This is a genomic window from Oleiphilus sp. HI0086, from assembly GCF_001635225.1.
Genome location: NZ_LWFZ01000730.1, coordinates 1 through 17,253, shown reverse-complemented (window position 1 = coordinate 17,253; position 17,253 = coordinate 1). Strand labels below are relative to the sequence as shown.

General features: G+C 39.5%; 12 protein-coding genes. 10 read left to right on the top strand and 2 right to left on the bottom strand.

Annotated features, from left to right (window positions below):
* Nucleotides 1-123: 123 nt before the first annotated feature.
* From A3756_RS12135 to A3756_RS12090, 10 genes are all read left to right on the top strand, one after another.
* On the top strand, nucleotides 124-1,386 hold the full coding sequence (locus tag A3756_RS12135) for an O-antigen ligase (protein ID WP_068553585.1): 1,263 nt from the start codon (nucleotides 124-126) through the stop codon (nucleotides 1,384-1,386).
* A gap of 9 nt (nucleotides 1,387-1,395) precedes the next feature.
* Nucleotides 1,396-2,922 (top strand): oligosaccharide flippase family protein, encoded by a 1,527-nt coding sequence (locus A3756_RS12130; protein WP_068553584.1) that lies wholly within the window; start codon nucleotides 1,396-1,398, stop codon nucleotides 2,920-2,922.
* Between the two features lie 7 nt (nucleotides 2,923-2,929).
* A complete protein-coding gene (locus A3756_RS12125; protein WP_068553583.1) occupies nucleotides 2,930-4,276 on the top strand; it encodes a phenylacetate--CoA ligase family protein in 1,347 nt (448 codons plus the stop codon).
* A gap of 236 nt (nucleotides 4,277-4,512) precedes the next feature.
* Nucleotides 4,513-5,388, top strand: a complete 876-nt coding sequence (locus A3756_RS12120; protein ID WP_197470041.1) for a glycosyltransferase — start codon at nucleotides 4,513-4,515, stop codon at nucleotides 5,386-5,388.
* A gap of 71 nt (nucleotides 5,389-5,459) precedes the next feature.
* Entirely contained in the window at nucleotides 5,460-6,665 is a 1,206-nt protein-coding gene (locus A3756_RS12115) for a glycosyltransferase (protein WP_068553581.1), read from the top strand.
* Nucleotides 6,666-6,850: 185 nt separating this feature from the next.
* Nucleotides 6,851-7,864: a hypothetical protein gene (locus tag A3756_RS12110; RefSeq protein WP_197481289.1), complete on the top strand. Its 1,014-nt coding sequence runs from the start codon at nucleotides 6,851-6,853 to the stop codon at nucleotides 7,862-7,864.
* Nucleotides 7,865-8,091: 227 nt separating this feature from the next.
* Nucleotides 8,092-10,302: a hypothetical protein gene (locus tag A3756_RS12105; protein ID WP_068553580.1), complete on the top strand. Its 2,211-nt coding sequence runs from the start codon at nucleotides 8,092-8,094 to the stop codon at nucleotides 10,300-10,302.
* A gap of 175 nt (nucleotides 10,303-10,477) precedes the next feature.
* A complete protein-coding gene (locus A3756_RS12100; RefSeq protein ID WP_068553579.1) occupies nucleotides 10,478-12,436 on the top strand; it encodes an acyltransferase family protein in 1,959 nt (652 codons plus the stop codon).
* A gap of 16 nt (nucleotides 12,437-12,452) precedes the next feature.
* Nucleotides 12,453-13,580 (top strand): glycosyltransferase family 2 protein, encoded by a 1,128-nt coding sequence (locus A3756_RS12095; RefSeq protein ID WP_068553578.1) that lies wholly within the window; start codon nucleotides 12,453-12,455, stop codon nucleotides 13,578-13,580.
* Nucleotides 13,581-13,625: 45 nt separating this feature from the next.
* The gene (locus tag A3756_RS12090; RefSeq protein WP_068553577.1) at nucleotides 13,626-14,702 is read left to right on the top strand and encodes a glycosyltransferase family 4 protein; all 1,077 of its coding nucleotides are present in this window, start codon (nucleotides 13,626-13,628) and stop codon (nucleotides 14,700-14,702) included.
* Between the two features lie 55 nt (nucleotides 14,703-14,757).
* Here A3756_RS12090 and A3756_RS12085 read toward each other — a convergent pair whose 3' ends face one another.
* Both A3756_RS12085 and A3756_RS12080 read right to left on the bottom strand, forming a co-directional pair.
* Entirely contained in the window at nucleotides 14,758-15,777 is a 1,020-nt protein-coding gene (locus A3756_RS12085; RefSeq protein ID WP_068553576.1) for a polysaccharide deacetylase family protein, read from the bottom strand.
* Nucleotides 15,770-16,918, bottom strand: a complete 1,149-nt coding sequence (locus tag A3756_RS12080) for a GNAT family N-acetyltransferase (RefSeq protein WP_068553575.1) — start codon at nucleotides 16,916-16,918, stop codon at nucleotides 15,770-15,772. Before A3756_RS12080 ends, A3756_RS12085 begins: the two co-directional genes overlap by 8 nt.
* Nucleotides 16,919-17,253: the final 335 nt, after the last annotated feature.

Genomic DNA, 17,253 nt, shown 5'->3' with positions numbered 1-17,253 from the left:
AAGCGTTCACCCTTTAATAGAGCGGTTGAGTAGGGTAAGTTGTTCGTGGGTTGAGATTAGTTTAAGCCTTCCGAGGTCGAGCCTTGATATTATACTTCAGATTGTAGGTATGGATAGCGTTAAGTGGCTTTTATTTCTTTACTAGCATATTTCTTTTTTGTTTTTGTTAGGCCTCAAGAGTTCTTTGCGCCCCTATTTGGCTTTCCTTTGGTAAAAATTTCTCTAATATTTGCTGCTCTGTTTATGTTTGCCCAGAAAAACAATCGGTTTGATGCTCCTCAGAATGTTTTTTTGGTCTTGATGATTCCCGTAATCTTGATTTCTGGAATTGCTAATGGCTGGATTGGTGGCGCAATTGGGTCAGTAACTACGTTTATCACTTCAATTTTTTTACCCTTTTTACTAATTCAAAACACTATAACTACTCTTCAAAAACAGAGAGTAGCTATGTTATTTCTCATAGGTTGTGCTTTGGTAATGGTGCATGATGGGAGTGTTCAGAAATCATCCGAGACCGGCCTAGGTTGGAGTGGAGCTGGTTTGTCAGAAAAGACAAGAATAACTTATTTGGGGATTTTTAGTGACCCGAATGATTTGGGGATGTTTTTTGTAATGATTCTTCCAATGGCTATGTACTTCTTGTTTAGAGCTAAAGCTTACCTTAAGCCAGCTTTTTGTATTGTTGTAGCCTTTATCTTGCATGGAATCTATATGACAAATTCACGAGGGGCTTTACTTGGCACTATGAGTCAACTAGTAGTTTGGTTCTATTTGAAATATGGGTTGAAAAAAAGCCTGTCTCTAGGTGCGTTTGTGCTTCCTTTAGCAATCTTTGTAATGGGGAAATTTAGAAAAATAGATTCGGAAGAGGCGTCAGCAGAAGGGCGATTAGATGCTTGGTACGAGGGGTTTCACATGTTGATGTCGAATCCAGTGCTTGGAGTAGGAATGGGGCAGTTTACCGAATATCATCATTTGACGGCGCATAACTCTTTTGTCTTGGTTTTTTCAGAATTAGGATTGCTTGGATATTTCCTTTGGATGGGGTTTATGGTTGGTTGTGTTTATTTACTACTCGTGCTCTGGTACCCAAAAATGGAAAAGAGTTTTGTTAATCATATTGATTTACAGGAGTCTGAAATAGCTCGGACTCTCACATATTCCATGATTGGATTTATGGTAACAAGCTTCTTTTTAAGTAGAGCTTATACACCACTATTGTATATCTTTTGTGGGATGCTTGTTGCCGTATACTACCGGGCTACTAAGGGACGGCGTGGAGATCCAGAGCTTCGATTTCGATATAGCTCTTTTTCATCTGTTCTTATTAAATCTACGATTGGTTCTTTAGTCGTTATTTACTTGGCAGTAAAAGTTTTGTTATGAGGCAAAAGAGTGTCTAAGGTTCTGAAGAATACCTATTACTCCTCCATAAGCATTTATTTTGAGTATTTTTTGGGGTTAGCTGTATCAATATTAATAGCTCGTACGCTGGGGGTTGATGCTTTTGGTATCTATAGTTATATGGTCAAAATAGCAGGAGTATTAATTGTATTAACTAATGCAGGTATAAGTATTGGTGCGATTAAATTTATCGCTGAAGCTCGCGCTCATAATGATCTTGATGCTATCCATGCGATTCATACTTATTTTAAACGTATTCAATTAATTAAAACGGCGTTTATATGTTTTTGTGTGGCGTTTGTTGCACTCGTGTTTCCTAGTGTACTTATTGAAAGTGAGTATCAGCATTTAATAGTATTTTTAATGGTGGTTGTGATATTCAAGAGCTCCTATATGTATAGGGTTGGGGTGCTTAAGGGGTTTGAGAGGTTTGATTATCTAGCGTTTATTGTTTTGGTTGTTGCACCAATTAATCTTATTTTAGTATTGGTGGCTTTTGCATTGGGGGCGAGTGTTTCAGAGGTATATGGAATTTTTTCACTTATTGCGTTAGTTTATTGGGGGGTCTCACAAGTATATCTAAAGAGGTTGGTCGATCCACGACTCTTGAATGCAGCTGTACTAGATCCAGTATTAAAGAGACGAATAAATCACCATCTAAGAGTTGTAACCGTCAATACAGTCTTGGGTGTTTTGGTATTGGGGCAGTGCGAAGTGATTATGCTAAAACATTTCTCTACAAATGAATCTGTTGCGTTTTTTAATATTGCTACTGTTATGGCTGGGGCTGCTATTTCTTTGGTTCCTGGTGTCTATAGTTTTTTATTGTTACCAATGATTGCTAAATCAGTTTCAGGGGCGCAGGATGATCCTGCTATTAAGATTAGTGAGGCAATGCGTTATTTATTTGTGTTAGGGGTCATGGTTGCTGTACCGAGTTTAGCATATGGAGAATTGATAGTTACTATTTTATATGGCGAGGAGTATGCTCAAGCTGGTTTAATATTTGGGCTTTTTACCTTAATGGGTATACTGACGTCTTTTAGGGATCCTATTAATGCTTACTTGTTAAGCGCGGATAAGCAAGGTCTATTATTAAAGTTTAGTCTATTTTCTTTGGTTTTGTCATTGAGCTTGAACTTGGGGTTGATATCTATCTGGAAGTTTAATGGTGCTGTTGTTGCTTATTGTTCCTTATCAGTCATATTAACAGTTCTTCTGTATGTTATTGTTAGGAGGTATTTAGAGGTGTTACCTGATATCAAGCGGATGTTGATAGCAGTATTGTCTAGCCTCTTGGCGATAGTGGTGACTAGCTCTTTGTCTGATGGTATGGGCGAGGTGATGCAGGTAGTTGTTGGCTTTTTCAGTTTTGGTGTGGCGTATCTATTATTTTTGCTTATGTTAAATGGTTTAAGTGATGAGGATTATGATATGGTTCTCAAATTGTCTAAACGATTGGGGGAATTCCCTTATGCACTAATAAAAATATTAATAGCATATAGGGTTCGCTGGTAGGAAAAAGATGTATTCATGGATTTTTAGAAATTTGTTATACCCCTTATATGAAGAACATATTTCAGGGCGTAAATCAGTACAATACATACGAGAATACCAAGAAAATAAGAGTAAAGCTCATGACGAGTTAGAGGCGATTCAATTAGCTAAGTTACGAAAGTTATTGGTGCACGCTGCCAAAACTTGTGACTTTTATCGAAGGCAATGGGATGAAATTGGTTTTGACCCTTCTGAAATTCAATCAGTAGAGGAGTTATCGCAGCTTCCTATCTTGGATAAAGATGTGGTCAGGGAAAATTATGATAGTTTTGTTTCCAGTAGCTTTAGAGGGAAGAATATTAAGAAGACTACTGGAGGTTCTTCGGGCGTCCCATTTCAGTTTGAGCTAGATGCTGAGAGCAACGAACGTAGGCAAGCCGTTATGTGGAGAGGTTACGGTGGCTTGAACGCAGGGTTGGGAGAAAAAACGCTATATCTTTGGGGAGCCAGTATTGCCCCAGTAGGGGCAAGATCTGAACTAAAAGAACGTTTATATCATGCGTTCTATAACCGGAAAATTTTAAACTCTTTCAAAATGACTCAACAAAACATTGGTAGCTATGTGGAGGTACTGAATAAGTATAAACCTCAAGCTGTAGTCTCCTATGTTAATCCTATTGTACAGTTGTCTGACTATATATTGACTAATAATATCAAAGTCGGCCCCCCCAAATCTATATTAACTGGTGCAGAGCCTTTGTATGAGTTTCAGCGAGAAAAAATTGAAGCTGCTTTTCAGGCCCCCGTATACAATACCTATGGATGTCGTGAATTTATGTTAATAGGTAGTGAATGTGAGAGGAGGCAAGGTCTTCATGTAAATATAGATCATCTTGTTGTGGAAACTGTTGATGAACAGGGTGTTGCAGCTAAGAGTGGTGACGTGCTCATTACTGATTTATATAATTATGGGTTTCCATTAATTCGTTATAGGAATGGAGATAGAGCTACTTGGCAGGACTCAAGTTACCAGTGCGAATGTGGATCTAATTTTCCTATGATTAAGTCTGTTGATGGACGAAAGCTTGATCTAGTTAAAACTTCTGACGGTCGCTCTATACCGGGAGAGTTTTTTCCGCATCTATTAAAAGACTACCGGAATATACGACAATTTCAGGTCGTTCAACATAATCTTGATTCAATTGATTTGAATGTTGTGCTTCATGATGTAGCTTTTAAACAAGAGCTGGATCATATTAAAGGTTTGGTTGAGAAAAACTGTGGTGAGCACCTGAAGGTTAATGTAAATGTTGTCGAGAATATAATGCTTACTTCGAGTGGTAAATTGAAAGTAGTGGATAGCAAAATACTATGAGATTGCTAATCCTTACAAATCTCTACCCCCTGCCATGGGAACCTAACAGAGCAACTTTTAATAAACAGCAATTTGATCGTTTAGCGAGAACGAATGATGTGTCAATTATAGTCCCAGTTTCTTGGTTAGATTATTTAATGCACAGAGCGGAAATAAAAAAAGCAAACAGTCCCAAATTACTCTACGTTTGCTATTGGTATACTCCTAAAATTCTTTACTCTTTTTTTGGTTGGTTTATGTGGCTTTCTGTCCTTATTGGACTAAATAGTCATTTTAGAGGGTTTAGGCCTGAAGTTGTATTGGGTAGCTGGGCATACCCAGATGGGTTTGCAGCAGCTCAGTTAGCAAAGCGATTTGATTGCCCTTACTATATTAAAGTTCATGGGAGTGATATTAATATATTGGCCAGTGAGGGGCGTAGGCGAAATATTATTGGTCGAATATGTGGTAATGCTAAAGGCGTATTTTCGGTGTCTAAAGCGCTAGCAACTAAACTGTCTGAGCTCGGTGTTTCTGAAGATAGGGTTTGCCAAGTTTATAATGGAGTGGACCAAAAACTGTTCTATCCATTAATGTCAGCTGATATCGATAATTGTTTTCTCTATGTTGGAAACCTCAAACGAGACAAAGGTGTCTTGGATTTGTTGAATGCATATTTTCTATATCGAGATGCAGGAGGGGATAAAGAACTGAAGTTTATCGGTGGTGGGGCAATGACGTCAGAATTGGTTGCTCGATCAAAGAACAGCTCATATAGCAAATTTATTGAATTTCTGGGGCCTAAGCCTCATGGCGAGGCAGCTACTTATATTCGATCTTGTGCTTGTTTGGTTTTGCCTTCTTATCATGAGGGCGTTCCGAATGTGTTGTTGGAATCTATCTGTAGTGGTGTGCCTGTGATTGCAACCAAAGTTGGTGGGATTCCCGAAGTGGTCAAGGATAAGGTATCTGGTTTGTTAGTTGAACCTGGAGATGTGCTAGGCCTTTCAGAGGCAATGTCTGATCGTCGTTTGAATGAGCTGGGTTCAAAGAATGAAATTGCCACCTTAGGGGCTCAGTATTCTTGGGAAGATAATATTAGCCAGGTAGAAGCTTTTCTGAATAGAGTTTGATATCTGGTTATGAATGTTTGTTATGGAAGTTGATTTTTTAGTTGTAGCTATTGTCAGCAAGGAGCCGAATAATGAGAGTTGTATACCATCACCGTACTAGAGGTAAAGGCGCGGAGGGTGCTCATATTATGGGGGTTGTGAAAGCGTTTCGTGAACTTGGGCATGAGGTTGAACTGCTTTCTTTACCAGGAGCAGATCCAGATGCCGAAGATTCGTCTGCCAGCCGCGAAAAAACAACGGTTCAAAAAACAAATATAGTTTCAACTTTGCTGTCACGTATTATTGAGTTAACGAAATACGCTCCAGAGTTTGTATTTGAGTTTATAGAGCTTGCGTACAATTTAATTGCGTTCTTCAGAGTTAATAAAGTTGTTTGTCGAGATCAGCCGGATTTCTTATACGAAAGATATTCGTTATTTATGTTTGCAGGTGTGTTGATTGCTCGAATGAAGAATGTTCCGATTATACTTGAGGTGAATGATTCAGCTATCGTGGAGCGAGTTCGGCCTTTATTTTTTAAGTGCTTAGCGCGTCGTATAGAGGCGTGGATCTTTAAAAATAGCAATGGAATCGTTTTTATTTCAACAAACTTCAAGAATACTGTTGAAAGTCAGTACGCCAATATAGCACCTAGTATTATTTGCCCAAATGCGGCAGATGTTCGGCAGTTTAATTTGGATGGAATTGATCGAGAAGCAGCTAAGTCTTCCCTAGGATTGTCGGGGCAGGTGGTATGTGGCTATGTAGGTGCATTTGTTCACTGGCATGGAATTGACTGGTTTGTAAAAGAGATTTCGCCAAAACTCTCTGGTTATCCTCAGTTGTCACTTCTCTTAGTCGGAGATGGTGTGGTCTATGAGGATATTCAGTCTGTTGTTCAGCAATACGGAATTGAGGAACAGGTGATTATGCCTGGTAGGGTCCCTCATACGGAGGTTAGTTCATATATTGCTGCAATGGATTATGGAATTCTTCCAGATTCAAATGAATATGGTTCACCGATGAAGTTGTTTGAAATGATGGCTATGGAGGTAGCACTGGTTTCTCCAGATTTTGAACCAATCGCAGAAGTAGTAAGCGATAATGAAAATGGTTGGTTGTTCACTAGAAAGGATAAAGCTGAGGCTGTCGAGATAACCTTAAAGTTAGCTGGGGATTTAAAGAATATTAAAAGGGTTGGGGATGGAGCAAGGAAGTATATTCACAATCAGCGGCAGTGGAAACACAACGCAGAATTAGTGTTAGAGTTATTATCAGTAAGCCAGAAACACCCATAAGCTGGCCTGGCAGCAAAAAGGAGTAAAGCAAGGTGTCACCGTTTGAGATCTCGGCAATATTAATTGTAGTTGGACTAGGTCTTGTTGGATTGGTTCTTTATAAGAAAGAAATGCATATCTGGCTACCCTATTACCTGAGAAGAAAATTAAAGGGTAAACTGAAGTACGAAGGAACTACGCATGTTATGTTTTGTTTCGTTGATCATTACGAACCACAGTGGGGGAAGCCAAATGATATTGAAGTTGAAAGGCATCGTGTAGATCGTTGGCACCAGGAAATTCCTAAAGAGTTTGGTCATATTAAAGATTCAGACGGTTGCTTACCAAAACATAGTTATTTCTATCCTGAAGAAGAGTATAGAAAAGAGCATCTGGATAAGATTGAAGATTTATGTGCACAAGGTTTTGGAGAGCTGGAAATTCATTTGCATCATGAAAATGATACTCGTGAAAACTTGACTGAAACTTTGGAGCGTTTTGCAAATACCCTACATAATTCGCATCGCTCTCTAGTTAGACATCCAGAGACAGGGAAGCTGGCGTATGGTTTCATACATGGAAATTGGACGCTTGATAATTGTCACCCTGAAGGCCTGCATTGTGGCGTTAATGATGAACTTTTAGTTTTGAAAGCAACAGGTTGTTATGCGGACTTTACCTTACCATCAGCGCCAAGTCCGACTCAGACATCAACAGTGAATTCGATCTATTACGCGACGGATGATCCAGATAAACCTAAATCTCATGACAAAGGCGTTGATGTTGAAGTCGGTAAGCCTGCATCTGGTGATTTGATGATAATACAGGGGCCGCTCTGTCTAAATTGGAAGAAGCGAAAGTTTGGGTTTTTACCAGGAATTGAAAATGGTGATATTCGTAAATCTATACCCCCTACATCTGATCGTGTTGATATGTGGGTTGATCAGCATATTCATGTTAAGGGGCGTCCAGAGTGGGTATTTGTGAAAATTCATACGCATGGTACTCAGGAGGTGGATATTGATACCTTGTTAGGGGAGCCAACTGTGAAGATGTATGAGTATCTTGCAGACAAGTACAATGATGGTGAGCAATATGCAATGCATTTTGTGTCGTCCCGGGAAATGTACAATATAGTTAAAGCTGCCGAAGCAGGGGAGCAAGGTAATCCAAATGAATATAGGGATTATGTTCTTCCTAAGCCAAAAGTGTTGCTTTAATTGTAAAAAAAGGTGTCAAATAAATGGCGGTTGAGGCGGGGTGTATTGCTATCTAGTGAACACGTTATGTGGGGGACTGTTCTTAGACTAAATTAGAATTGCAATATAAGCTAGTCAGGGCTAGCCAAAATAGCGTATTGGTATATCTTTAAGTTAAGAGAGTGTTAATTCCACGAATAGAATTTGTGACAACTGACTTCGCCGAGTTAGTTGTGAGGTGTCGTAAAATGAAATTATATGATTTACAGATGAAAATGTTGGGAGTAGGCATTTGCTTATTTACCAATGTGTCCGCGTTTGCTCTTAATACTTCTGTTACATTACATGCTGATTCTGAGGTTTCTCCTAGTTCCAATGAGCTCGTTACCTTTGGTCTTCCTTTGTCAAAAGGCGATGTAACAGAAGTTGATCAAATTAGAGTGTCGATAGGAGGAAGTGAAATTGCTGCTTATGTTGAAGAAGGGTTGCGTTATCATTGGTCAGATAACTCATTACGTTCTGTAACAATACAGCTGAATGATGTAGATATGACTGCTGGTAATCTTGAAGTTCAGATTACTGATTCAGGAGCCTCAGTGCCAAGATTATCTGAAAGAGACCAAAGTCAAGGATGGGCGATAGCAGGTTCCGACAAAAATAATCTTCCATACCCTAGAATATTTGCATTGCATGATCCCGAATATTTAGCGAACTCTGGGATTATTCCACCGTTTGAAGCAGCCCCCAGTAGTGGAGATGCTTTTGAATCTTATCAAGAGGATCAGTTTAACAATTGGGCAGGAGGGTTGAATTATAGTTCTTCAGTGAGGGGGAATTGGCTTTTTGATCGTTCCAGTGCGATGTTTAAGGCTTATGTTACAACAGGAAGGGTAGAGTTTCTGAAAGAAGCCTTTTTGTCCAAACAGTTTTACTTCAATTATGTTCGGAATGATGGTTCTCCTCCTGCAGCGCCTGGAGGTAGTGGGTGCTGGACTTATTCTAATGTCGCATGCGCCGATGGAAAGTATATTGCGCCACAGCAGGCTAAGCTTGCTTGGGCTTTGGTTGGTGATGATAGTCAGTGGGATTCTGGTTTAATTGTTAATATGGCGCTTCAGGCTGATATTGGGTGGAATCAATTTAATACTAGAGATGACTTTTCAGGCGAAAACGATGGCTTTACTGAGCGAGCTGCTGGGTTGGTGGGGCTTGCTGAAATTGTCGCGTATGAGATGACGGGCAATGCAACGGTCCTTTCAAATCTGAGGGAGCGAATTAACTCACTTAAAGATATGCAGCAAAACACCTTTATTTGGGATGAGCAAAATGGATGGACTCCTAAAAGTGGTGCGTTTGACCATAATATGGATGTTCATGAGGGAAAATATAGCCAAGACTCTGCCCCTATCGGGGCAACAAATTCAAGGGGCTTTTCCCCTTGGATGAGCGAAAATATTGTAGATTTTCTTTGGCAAACTTATTGGACTATCGGGGGGGAAGATATTCCTGAAATGATTCGTAGACTAGCTATTGCGGTCGATAGCTACGGTTTTACTACGATTTATGATGCGGCTACAAATACACATATTAAGAAAACTGAATTTGCTAACGCAACTGGTGGGTCAGTTCGTGCAATGGCTTGCAATCAGACCCGTGAAGATACCGATATTGTATATATTGCAAGTGCCTACGCTGATGCAGCACAGCGAACTGGAGATAAATGGTGGTCTTGGTATTCTGATACTCATAATATTGAAACGTTGCTAATATATGCTGCGGCTTATCATTTTGAGACTGATGAAGCTATTAAAACTCAATTGGCTGCTAGGGCAAATAAGTTATATGATGGTTGGGTTAATGCTAATTGTGCTGGAATTGGCTCTACGATGAGGATGTGGAACTGGCAGCATCGATCTAATTCAGTTCGTACATGGCTATGGGTTGCTCCATCCACATCGGGGTCTTCAGGTGGTATTGACGGTTCGAGTGGCTCTGAAGTAAGCCCACCGAAAAGCCCTATTGGTTTTCAGGCGTCGCTTTTAGCAGCGGATGGGTCAATAGAGTATACTGGTGGTACTGATTCTATGGATGATTCAAGTGCTGGTGATGTAGAAAATGACTCTGCCAATGGAGCTGCCGGCCAATTGGGAGACCCTGAAAATAGTAATGTGACAGCAATGGTTTATATTGCAACAACTACATGTAGTGAAGGTGATGATCCGCATTGGCAATGTGGCGGCCAGTGGCACCCATATAATACAATCAGTCCTACCTCTCTTATTGCGATTTGTCCTACTGGGGGGGGGACCTATCTAGGATGCTACGAGGTCGATAAATACGTACCTTTTAGCGAGGTTGTCACCACGGATGGCTTGTTAAGATGCGAAGGACAAGTAGATGTCGGTAGTACACGCAATGGTTGTAGTTATCATTCCTTTGCCTTATTCTCAGAATTGTAAGGCCCTTCATATAATCTAGGCCTCATAAAGGGGCCTTTATCTTTTTCTAGTTCTTAGATTTTAATTTCAAGTGCTGTATTTGAGTTGTTCTATCAGTTAAAGCTCATATGATTTGAAAAACGTTATACAATTGCCATTTTAGATAAATCTACACATTTAAAAAAAGGGAGGGGGGGTGAACTACCGCAGTGATATAGATGGCCTTCGGTCAATCGCAGTCTTTTTAGTTATTATAAACCATGTCGGTTTTAGCTTTTTTCCCGGTGGATTTATTGGGGTTGATGTATTCTTCGTACTATCAGGTTTTTTGATCACTACGATAATTGCCGAGAAGCTTAAGCTGGGGCGGTTTGAGTTTGGAGCTTTTTTCGTTCGTCGTATTAAACGACTCCTTCCAGCTAGTTTTTTCGTTATTATAGTTTCTGCTCTGTTTTTTACCTGGATTATGTTACCTCAGGACTTAGTCAGGTTTTACCAAAGTATTATATGGATTGTATTTTATCTGGGAAATTTCTTTTTTTGGAAGCATCATGGAGGATATTTTGGCGGAGATGCCCAGGAAGCGCCTTTGCTTCATACCTGGTCTCTTGCTGTAGAAGAACAGTATTATTTTATTTGGCCCGTGATTATGGCTGTTTCGTTTAAATGGTTTGGAATAAGGAAAAGCATATATTTTTTCCTGTTAATGTTTATAGCTTTAGCGGTGATCTCTCAATGGGGGACTGAAATAACTTTTGGTGCTGCTTATTATCTATTACCGACACGCTTTTTTGAGTTGATGGCAGGTTCATTATTGGCTCTTGTTTGGCCTAGGTTGCCGAAATTGGGGTATTCGAAGTCTTCGGTCGTATCTGTATTGGGTTTGGTTTTGATATTTGGAAGTTCATCAATTCTAACAGAGCATTCTCAGTTTCCTGGTTATAATGCTTTATATCCAGTACTAGGTACAGTATTGTTGATTTATTCACAAGGTGGCTTAATTAATAAGTTACTCTCTATGAGAGGGTTTGTCTTTACCGGCAAAATATCCTATTCAATGTATCTTTGGCATTGGCCAATCATAGTGTTCCTCCGATATATGTCTGTGGAGCTGACTCTGATAGTGCAGCTTTTGATTATTGTTCTGACTTATCTAGTCTCAGTATTAACTTGGCGTTTCATAGAGCAGCCATTTCGAGAGTCAGGCGATACTGAGTTTAGATCTGTTGTATTAAAAATGTTCTTACTGCCAGCTGTCATAATTTCGATTCTGGTGACTATCGGGATTTGGAACAAAGGATTTCCTTCCAGATTTGAACCAGCAGTATTGAAGATGGAATCTGCTTTAAACTCTCATCCAGATATAGCGCGAGCGGGTTGTCACTCTCCATTAAGGTATAGCTCGCGTTTACCTCAAGCTAATTGTGTCGAGGGTGATGATGATCTGAAAAGCCTTGATTTGGAAAGTGCTGAAGTAATTATTATTGGGGACTCTCACGCAAATCACTTTGTTCCGTTTATGCAGAAAATAGCATTTGATGCCGATAAAAGTATATTGGATTACACTTTGGATCAATGCATTCCTGTATTTGACATTTTATGGGGGCAAAACTCATACAAAGCTAATAAATGTCATGAAAGAAACAGAATAGCAAGGGAGTATATTGAGTCATCTAATTTAGAGTTTGTCGTTCTAGCTGCTTCGTGGCCTGGAGAGTCGACAACCAAATTATTTGACCCAGACCGAGTTGTGGATGTTGAACGAAAACGGAATATATTAATGGATAGATTAGATTCAATGATTTCTTTTTTAGAGAAAAAGGAGATTAAGGTCATTATTCTGGAGGATACTCCGGACCTAGGGGGAGAAACACCTAAGTGTCCAATAAAGAAGGTGGTGTTTGATTCTGAACTTGACTGTCAAGTGATACGACCGGTTAATGTTTTTATAAGCGATATATTCGAAAACTTGCAGAAGAAATATCCTCGTATCCAAGTGATTAAAACTCGAGAGTTATTTTGCAAAGAGTTGATCTGTGAGATGTCTCTCAATGGCGTGCCTCTTTATCGTGATGATGACCATCTCAACTTAGAAGGGGCGAACCAATTGGGTGAGTCTTATCTAGAATTAAATTCTAATCCTTTGTTGTTTTGAAATATAAGGTGAGTTTATGAGTGTATTTTTTGCGGTTAGTTTTTTGTTCATTTTTTATGTGTTTATAGGTTATCCCTTAGTCTTAAGGTTAAGGGAAAAAGAGAAAAGGTTACCATCACCAGTTGATCAGCAGTTCCCTTATGTGACTGTATTGCTGGTTGTATGCAATGAAGAGAAAAATATCGAGACAAAGTTACATAATCTACTGGATTTAGATTACCCAGAAGATAAATTGAGTGTCTTAGTGGTTGATGACGCGAGTGAGGACCAAACTTTAAGAAGAATTGCCTTAATTAACTCGCAACGAATTGGTGTTATAAGCGTTGATTCACGCTTAGGTAAGCCAAACGGGCTTAATTTGGGGATGGCCAAAATTGATTCCGAATTGGTGTTAATGGTTGATGCAAGACAAACAATTAGTGAATCTGCTGTTAGGCACTTAGTAAGCTGGTTTCAAGATGGAGAGTATGGGTTAGTGAGTGGAGAGTTAAGTTTCCATTCAGAAAATGAGAATGATTTTTCAAAGGGTGTAGATGCTTATTGGAGGTATGAGAAAATGATACGCAAGGCAGAAGCGAGCATCGGTAGTGTGCCAGGAGTGACGGGCGCAATATACATGATTAGACGCGCTGCATTTCAACCGATTCCTGTTGGTACGCTCATTGATGACGTACTGATCCCTATGCAGGCGATTAGAAAAGGGTATCGAGTTGGCTACGATGAGAGAGCTAAGGCTTGGGATGTGCCTTCTTCAGATGTGGCAAATGAGAAAAGAAGAAAAGTGCGTACGCTAGCGGGTAATTACCAGTTGATGGTATGGTTTCCGAGCTGGATTTTCCCCGGTGGCCACCCAATTTGGTGGCAGTTTTTGAGCCATAAGATTCTTCGTTTAGCTGTTCCTTTTATGCTTTTGGTTCATGTTATTTGCTCATGTTCGCTCGCTACAAACAGTGTGTTTTTTTCGATCTACTTCGGGGCGCTTATTATGGGATTGTTGTCATATCCGGTGAGTTTGTACTTTAAATCGATTTCTAAGATTAGGGTGTTGAGAATTATTAGTTCCTTCGTGGCGCTTAATTGGTTTAACTTTCTTGCTTTTGTGCAGTTTGTGAGAGGGCAGGAGGGGGAGTTATGGCGGAAATAAAATCTGCTATCTTGAGTTGCCATCTATTTATATTAGGAACGGTGTATGTCTAATATTGTTCATGCTTTATCGAGTTTAGAAATTGGGGGGGCAGAACGCTTTGTTTTGGATCTGAGCGAAGTGCAATCAGAGTCGGGTAGCCAGGTTACAGTATTTTCCTGTAGTGCAGAAAGAGGTCTCCTTGTTGACGAGTTTTCGAACTTGAAGTCTGATTACTTACTTTCTAGTTCTAATCGATTTATTGATTATAAATCTATATGTTCTTGTTTCGTTTCCCAGCAAGAAAATGTATTGCATATTCACAGTCCATGGGTGTTGAGATACCTATTTTTTCTCTTGCCTCTCTTATATTTAAAGGGAGTTAGAATAATATACACCCGTCATGGGTTAAATCCTTTGCCCGGATATGTCTGGGGCTTTGTTCATTTCTTTGCGCGGCTTTGGGTGGATTGGGTTACCTTTGTTTCTGATGCTGGTTCAGAGGTCTTTTCAAGGCGCTTTGGGTGGCCCAGAGGTATGTTTCGAACTATCGCTAATGGTGTGTTTATTCCTAAGTCTTATGAGAGAGTTGGCGGGAATGAAGGCCTGAGGGTGGGATCTGTTGGACGTATGGTCAAGTTGAAAGCTCAGGAAGATTTGATTATGGCAATGGAAAAAATCAGAAGTTCTAGGGGTGATCATCCTGAAGTTCATTTTTTTGGAGATGGTCCAGAGAGAGATAGCTTGGTACAAAGAGCGTCTAATTGTTTGGATTATGAAAAAGTGTTTTTCCATGGAATGGAGCTTCAAAGGTCTAAGGTTTATAGTTCTTTTGATTTACTAATTGTATGTTCGGAGCAGGAAGGATTGTCGCTCGCAATTATGGAGGCAATGGCTAGAGGGGTTCCCGTGATTGCTACTCGTGTAGGTGATAGTCCAAGGCTGGTTGTAGATGGTGTAACTGGTTACCTGTATGATTATCAAGATGTTGATTGTTTAATAGAACTGATCAATAAGTTTATAGATCAGCCTAGCTTGTTGCATGATTTTGGACTGCGAGCGAGACAGTATATGTCAGAGACTTTTTCTATGGAAATGACCAGGAAGGAATACCAATATTGTTATAAGCATAACAGCGAGTAGAAATTATTATTTTTAGTGGTTTTGTTTTAAGTTGATCTATATCTCAAAGTAAGCTTTAGTGAGGCCTCGTTTGAGGGACTGTACGGCTATATATAGATGGTAATAGCATTTGTCCGGTCATGTATGCGGAGTTGTTAGATAGGGTGCAGCGCTTGATATCGAATGGATCTATTGCTTGCTTGTTATAGCCTGTATTGTATGAAAAACCTATTTTATAACCTGCCTTCTTAACAAGTTCTTTTGTTTTGCTGGTGAAGTGGTCGTATCCGCCAACAGGGTAAGAAAAGCTTTGAACTGTGCGTCCCACTTTTTCTTCCAAAATTTCTTTAGACTCCTTAAGTTCCTGAAACTGAGTTTGTTCATCTAATGTTGCTAATACTCGATGTGAGTGGGTGTGTGAGCCGATCGCTACGTTATCTTCCGGCAAGCTTTTAATTTGTTCCCAGCTCATCCATTGAGCCGATTGCTCTTCTATAGAAGGTAGTGCTACTTCACAAGAGTTAGATAGTCCTTCGATCAGGTCTTTTGTATGCTCATATGGTGTTAATTTAAATCTAGCCAGTGCGGCTTGAATAGAGCTTGCTTTTTCATGCGCATTGGTAATAGGAAAGCTTTGATTGCCAATGTTAATGTTACTTTTCTTACTTTGAGAGATTAGATAGGAGGAAAGGTCCCACCAGCCAAGCTTTCTATTTTCTATAGGGAGAGTTGGAATAAAATAAATCGCAGGTAGTTTATATTGCTTTAATAAGGGGCGGGCTATTGTGTAGTTGTCGACGTAGCCGTCATCAAAGGTAATTAGAGCTGTTCGCTTGCTTGGGAAGCTATTTGAGGTTATTGAGTCGATTAAATCTTGCTCAGATATAACGTCGAAATGTTTGCTAATAAGTTTCAATTGAATCTCAAATTCCTCGACAGAGTGTTCGTATACTCCCTTGTCAAAAGGGGTGTCAAGAGGCGGGTTATAGATTCTGTGGTAGTTAAATATAACTAAAGAGCGAGATTGAAGGATTCCAATCAATCTAAAAAAATTAGATGATGCTAGAAAATTAGCTAAGACTTGTTTTTTAATCATTTTTTGTATGCTGATTTTTCTTTCGTAGCTTATTAATAGATCTTAGTAAGTTTTCAATAATGAAGCGTTTATGATTTTTTTGCAATAATATCCAACTTAGATTGTTTGATTCAGTTGCTAGACTCGATTTGTATTGACTCTCTCCGGCTAAAAAGTCGTACTTGTTATACCCCTTTTTTGCGTTCAATAGGATTGCGAAATAATGCGATGTTAGGCCTGGTTTTAGTTTGTTGATGTCTGTGTAATTAAAACCACATTGATAAAAAAGTACTTCACCCTGATACAAGAAATTATAGAGATACCCGATGATATTGTCTTTGGTGTGTATCTTGAGAACTTGTATGTAGTCGCTGTCAAAGTAATCGGTAATTAACTTCCTATGAAAGTTAAAGAAGAATGTGTTTGAAAATGCGCCTGCTTTGCCTCTTTTAGTCCATTCTATCTGGTGCAGCTCTGCTAGCTCTTCAAGCATGGTGATTGCTTGCCCGGTAGATTCGGCTTCTTGTACTTCAATATTTGAAGATTGCTGATAACCACTTATTGAGCGTTTTATCTGGGAGCGTTTATTTGAACTAAGCAGTTTCAAATAATCTAAATCACTTTCTCGTATCTTATCTAAGTCTACAAAATAAGATTTTGTTGTCTTTACAAGCTTGAGTCTAGTGTTTAGAAGGGGGGGGAGAGATATTAAGTTGTCTCGTGTTTCGCTTGCTAGCGCTGGTAAGAACACTTCATTCCAATTCGCAATTTTATCGAGATGAGCTAAAAGTCCTTTAATGACGTCATTTTGGTTTGCCTTGCTGAGGGTGCGGTTTACTAATATTTGATTATATTCAGTAGTGAGTTCATCTAGGTGTGTGTCGCCGGTATTGTTTAGGTAGAGTCCATCCGAGTGAACTATGTGTAATCGGACTGTTTTATTGAAGGAAATAATCATGCCAGAGAGTGGTGTGCCATTAACTGAGCAAGATACGAGGTAGACGGGGTGTTGGTTAGGCAGAGCTTCTAGCCATGTTTCTACCCATGGTATTGATTGGAAAAAATTGTGCTGACAATATGGAAGTAATTCTTTCCACTTAAGTAAAGCTTCGGCTTTGTGATTAAGAGCATCTAAATGTTGATAAGTTATATTATTTATCACGTTATTGAACTGAGTTATATTTGAAACCAAAATGGGCTGAATTAAAAAGTATAAGATGGCTCGGTCAAATGTCTAGTCATATTCAGACGTTTATGCAAGTCAGTCTTAAAATTACTAACGTAAGCTTGTCTGAGATAGTTCCCTTTTCATTTATAATTGAGGATGACCGTTTATATTCTCGGGGTTGCGGCGTTTTTCAAGGTAGTTGTCGCCTGAGCATTTAAGCTGCTTGTTTTTCCTTCTCCGGGTTCAACTTAACGTCACCCACTTTCTCCCAGTTCCGCGTAGCTTTTGACCACCTTATTTGGTTCTTTCTTTTCATCTTGCGATAAAGC

Bases quoted from the DNA above. Each gene is read 5' to 3' on its own strand.
- A3756_RS12125 (WP_068553583.1), top strand. From the start codon at position 2,930: ATGTATTCATGGATTTTTAGAAATTTGTTATACCCCTTATATGAAGAA.
- A3756_RS12120 (WP_197470041.1), top strand. From the start codon at position 4,513: ATGTGGCTTTCTGTCCTTATTGGACTAAATAGTCATTTTAGAGGGTTT.
- A3756_RS12115 (WP_068553581.1), top strand. From the start codon at position 5,460: ATGAGAGTTGTATACCATCACCGTACTAGAGGTAAAGGCGCGGAGGGT.
- A3756_RS12110 (WP_197481289.1), top strand. From the start codon at position 6,851: ATGTTTTGTTTCGTTGATCATTACGAACCACAGTGGGGGAAGCCAAAT.
- A3756_RS12105 (WP_068553580.1), top strand. From the start codon at position 8,092: ATGAAATTATATGATTTACAGATGAAAATGTTGGGAGTAGGCATTTGC.
- A3756_RS12095 (WP_068553578.1), top strand. From the start codon at position 12,453: ATGAGTGTATTTTTTGCGGTTAGTTTTTTGTTCATTTTTTATGTGTTT.
- A3756_RS12090 (WP_068553577.1), top strand. From the start codon at position 13,626: ATGTCTAATATTGTTCATGCTTTATCGAGTTTAGAAATTGGGGGGGCA.
- A3756_RS12085 (WP_068553576.1), bottom strand. From the start codon at position 15,777: ATGATTAAAAAACAAGTCTTAGCTAATTTTCTAGCATCATCTAATTTT.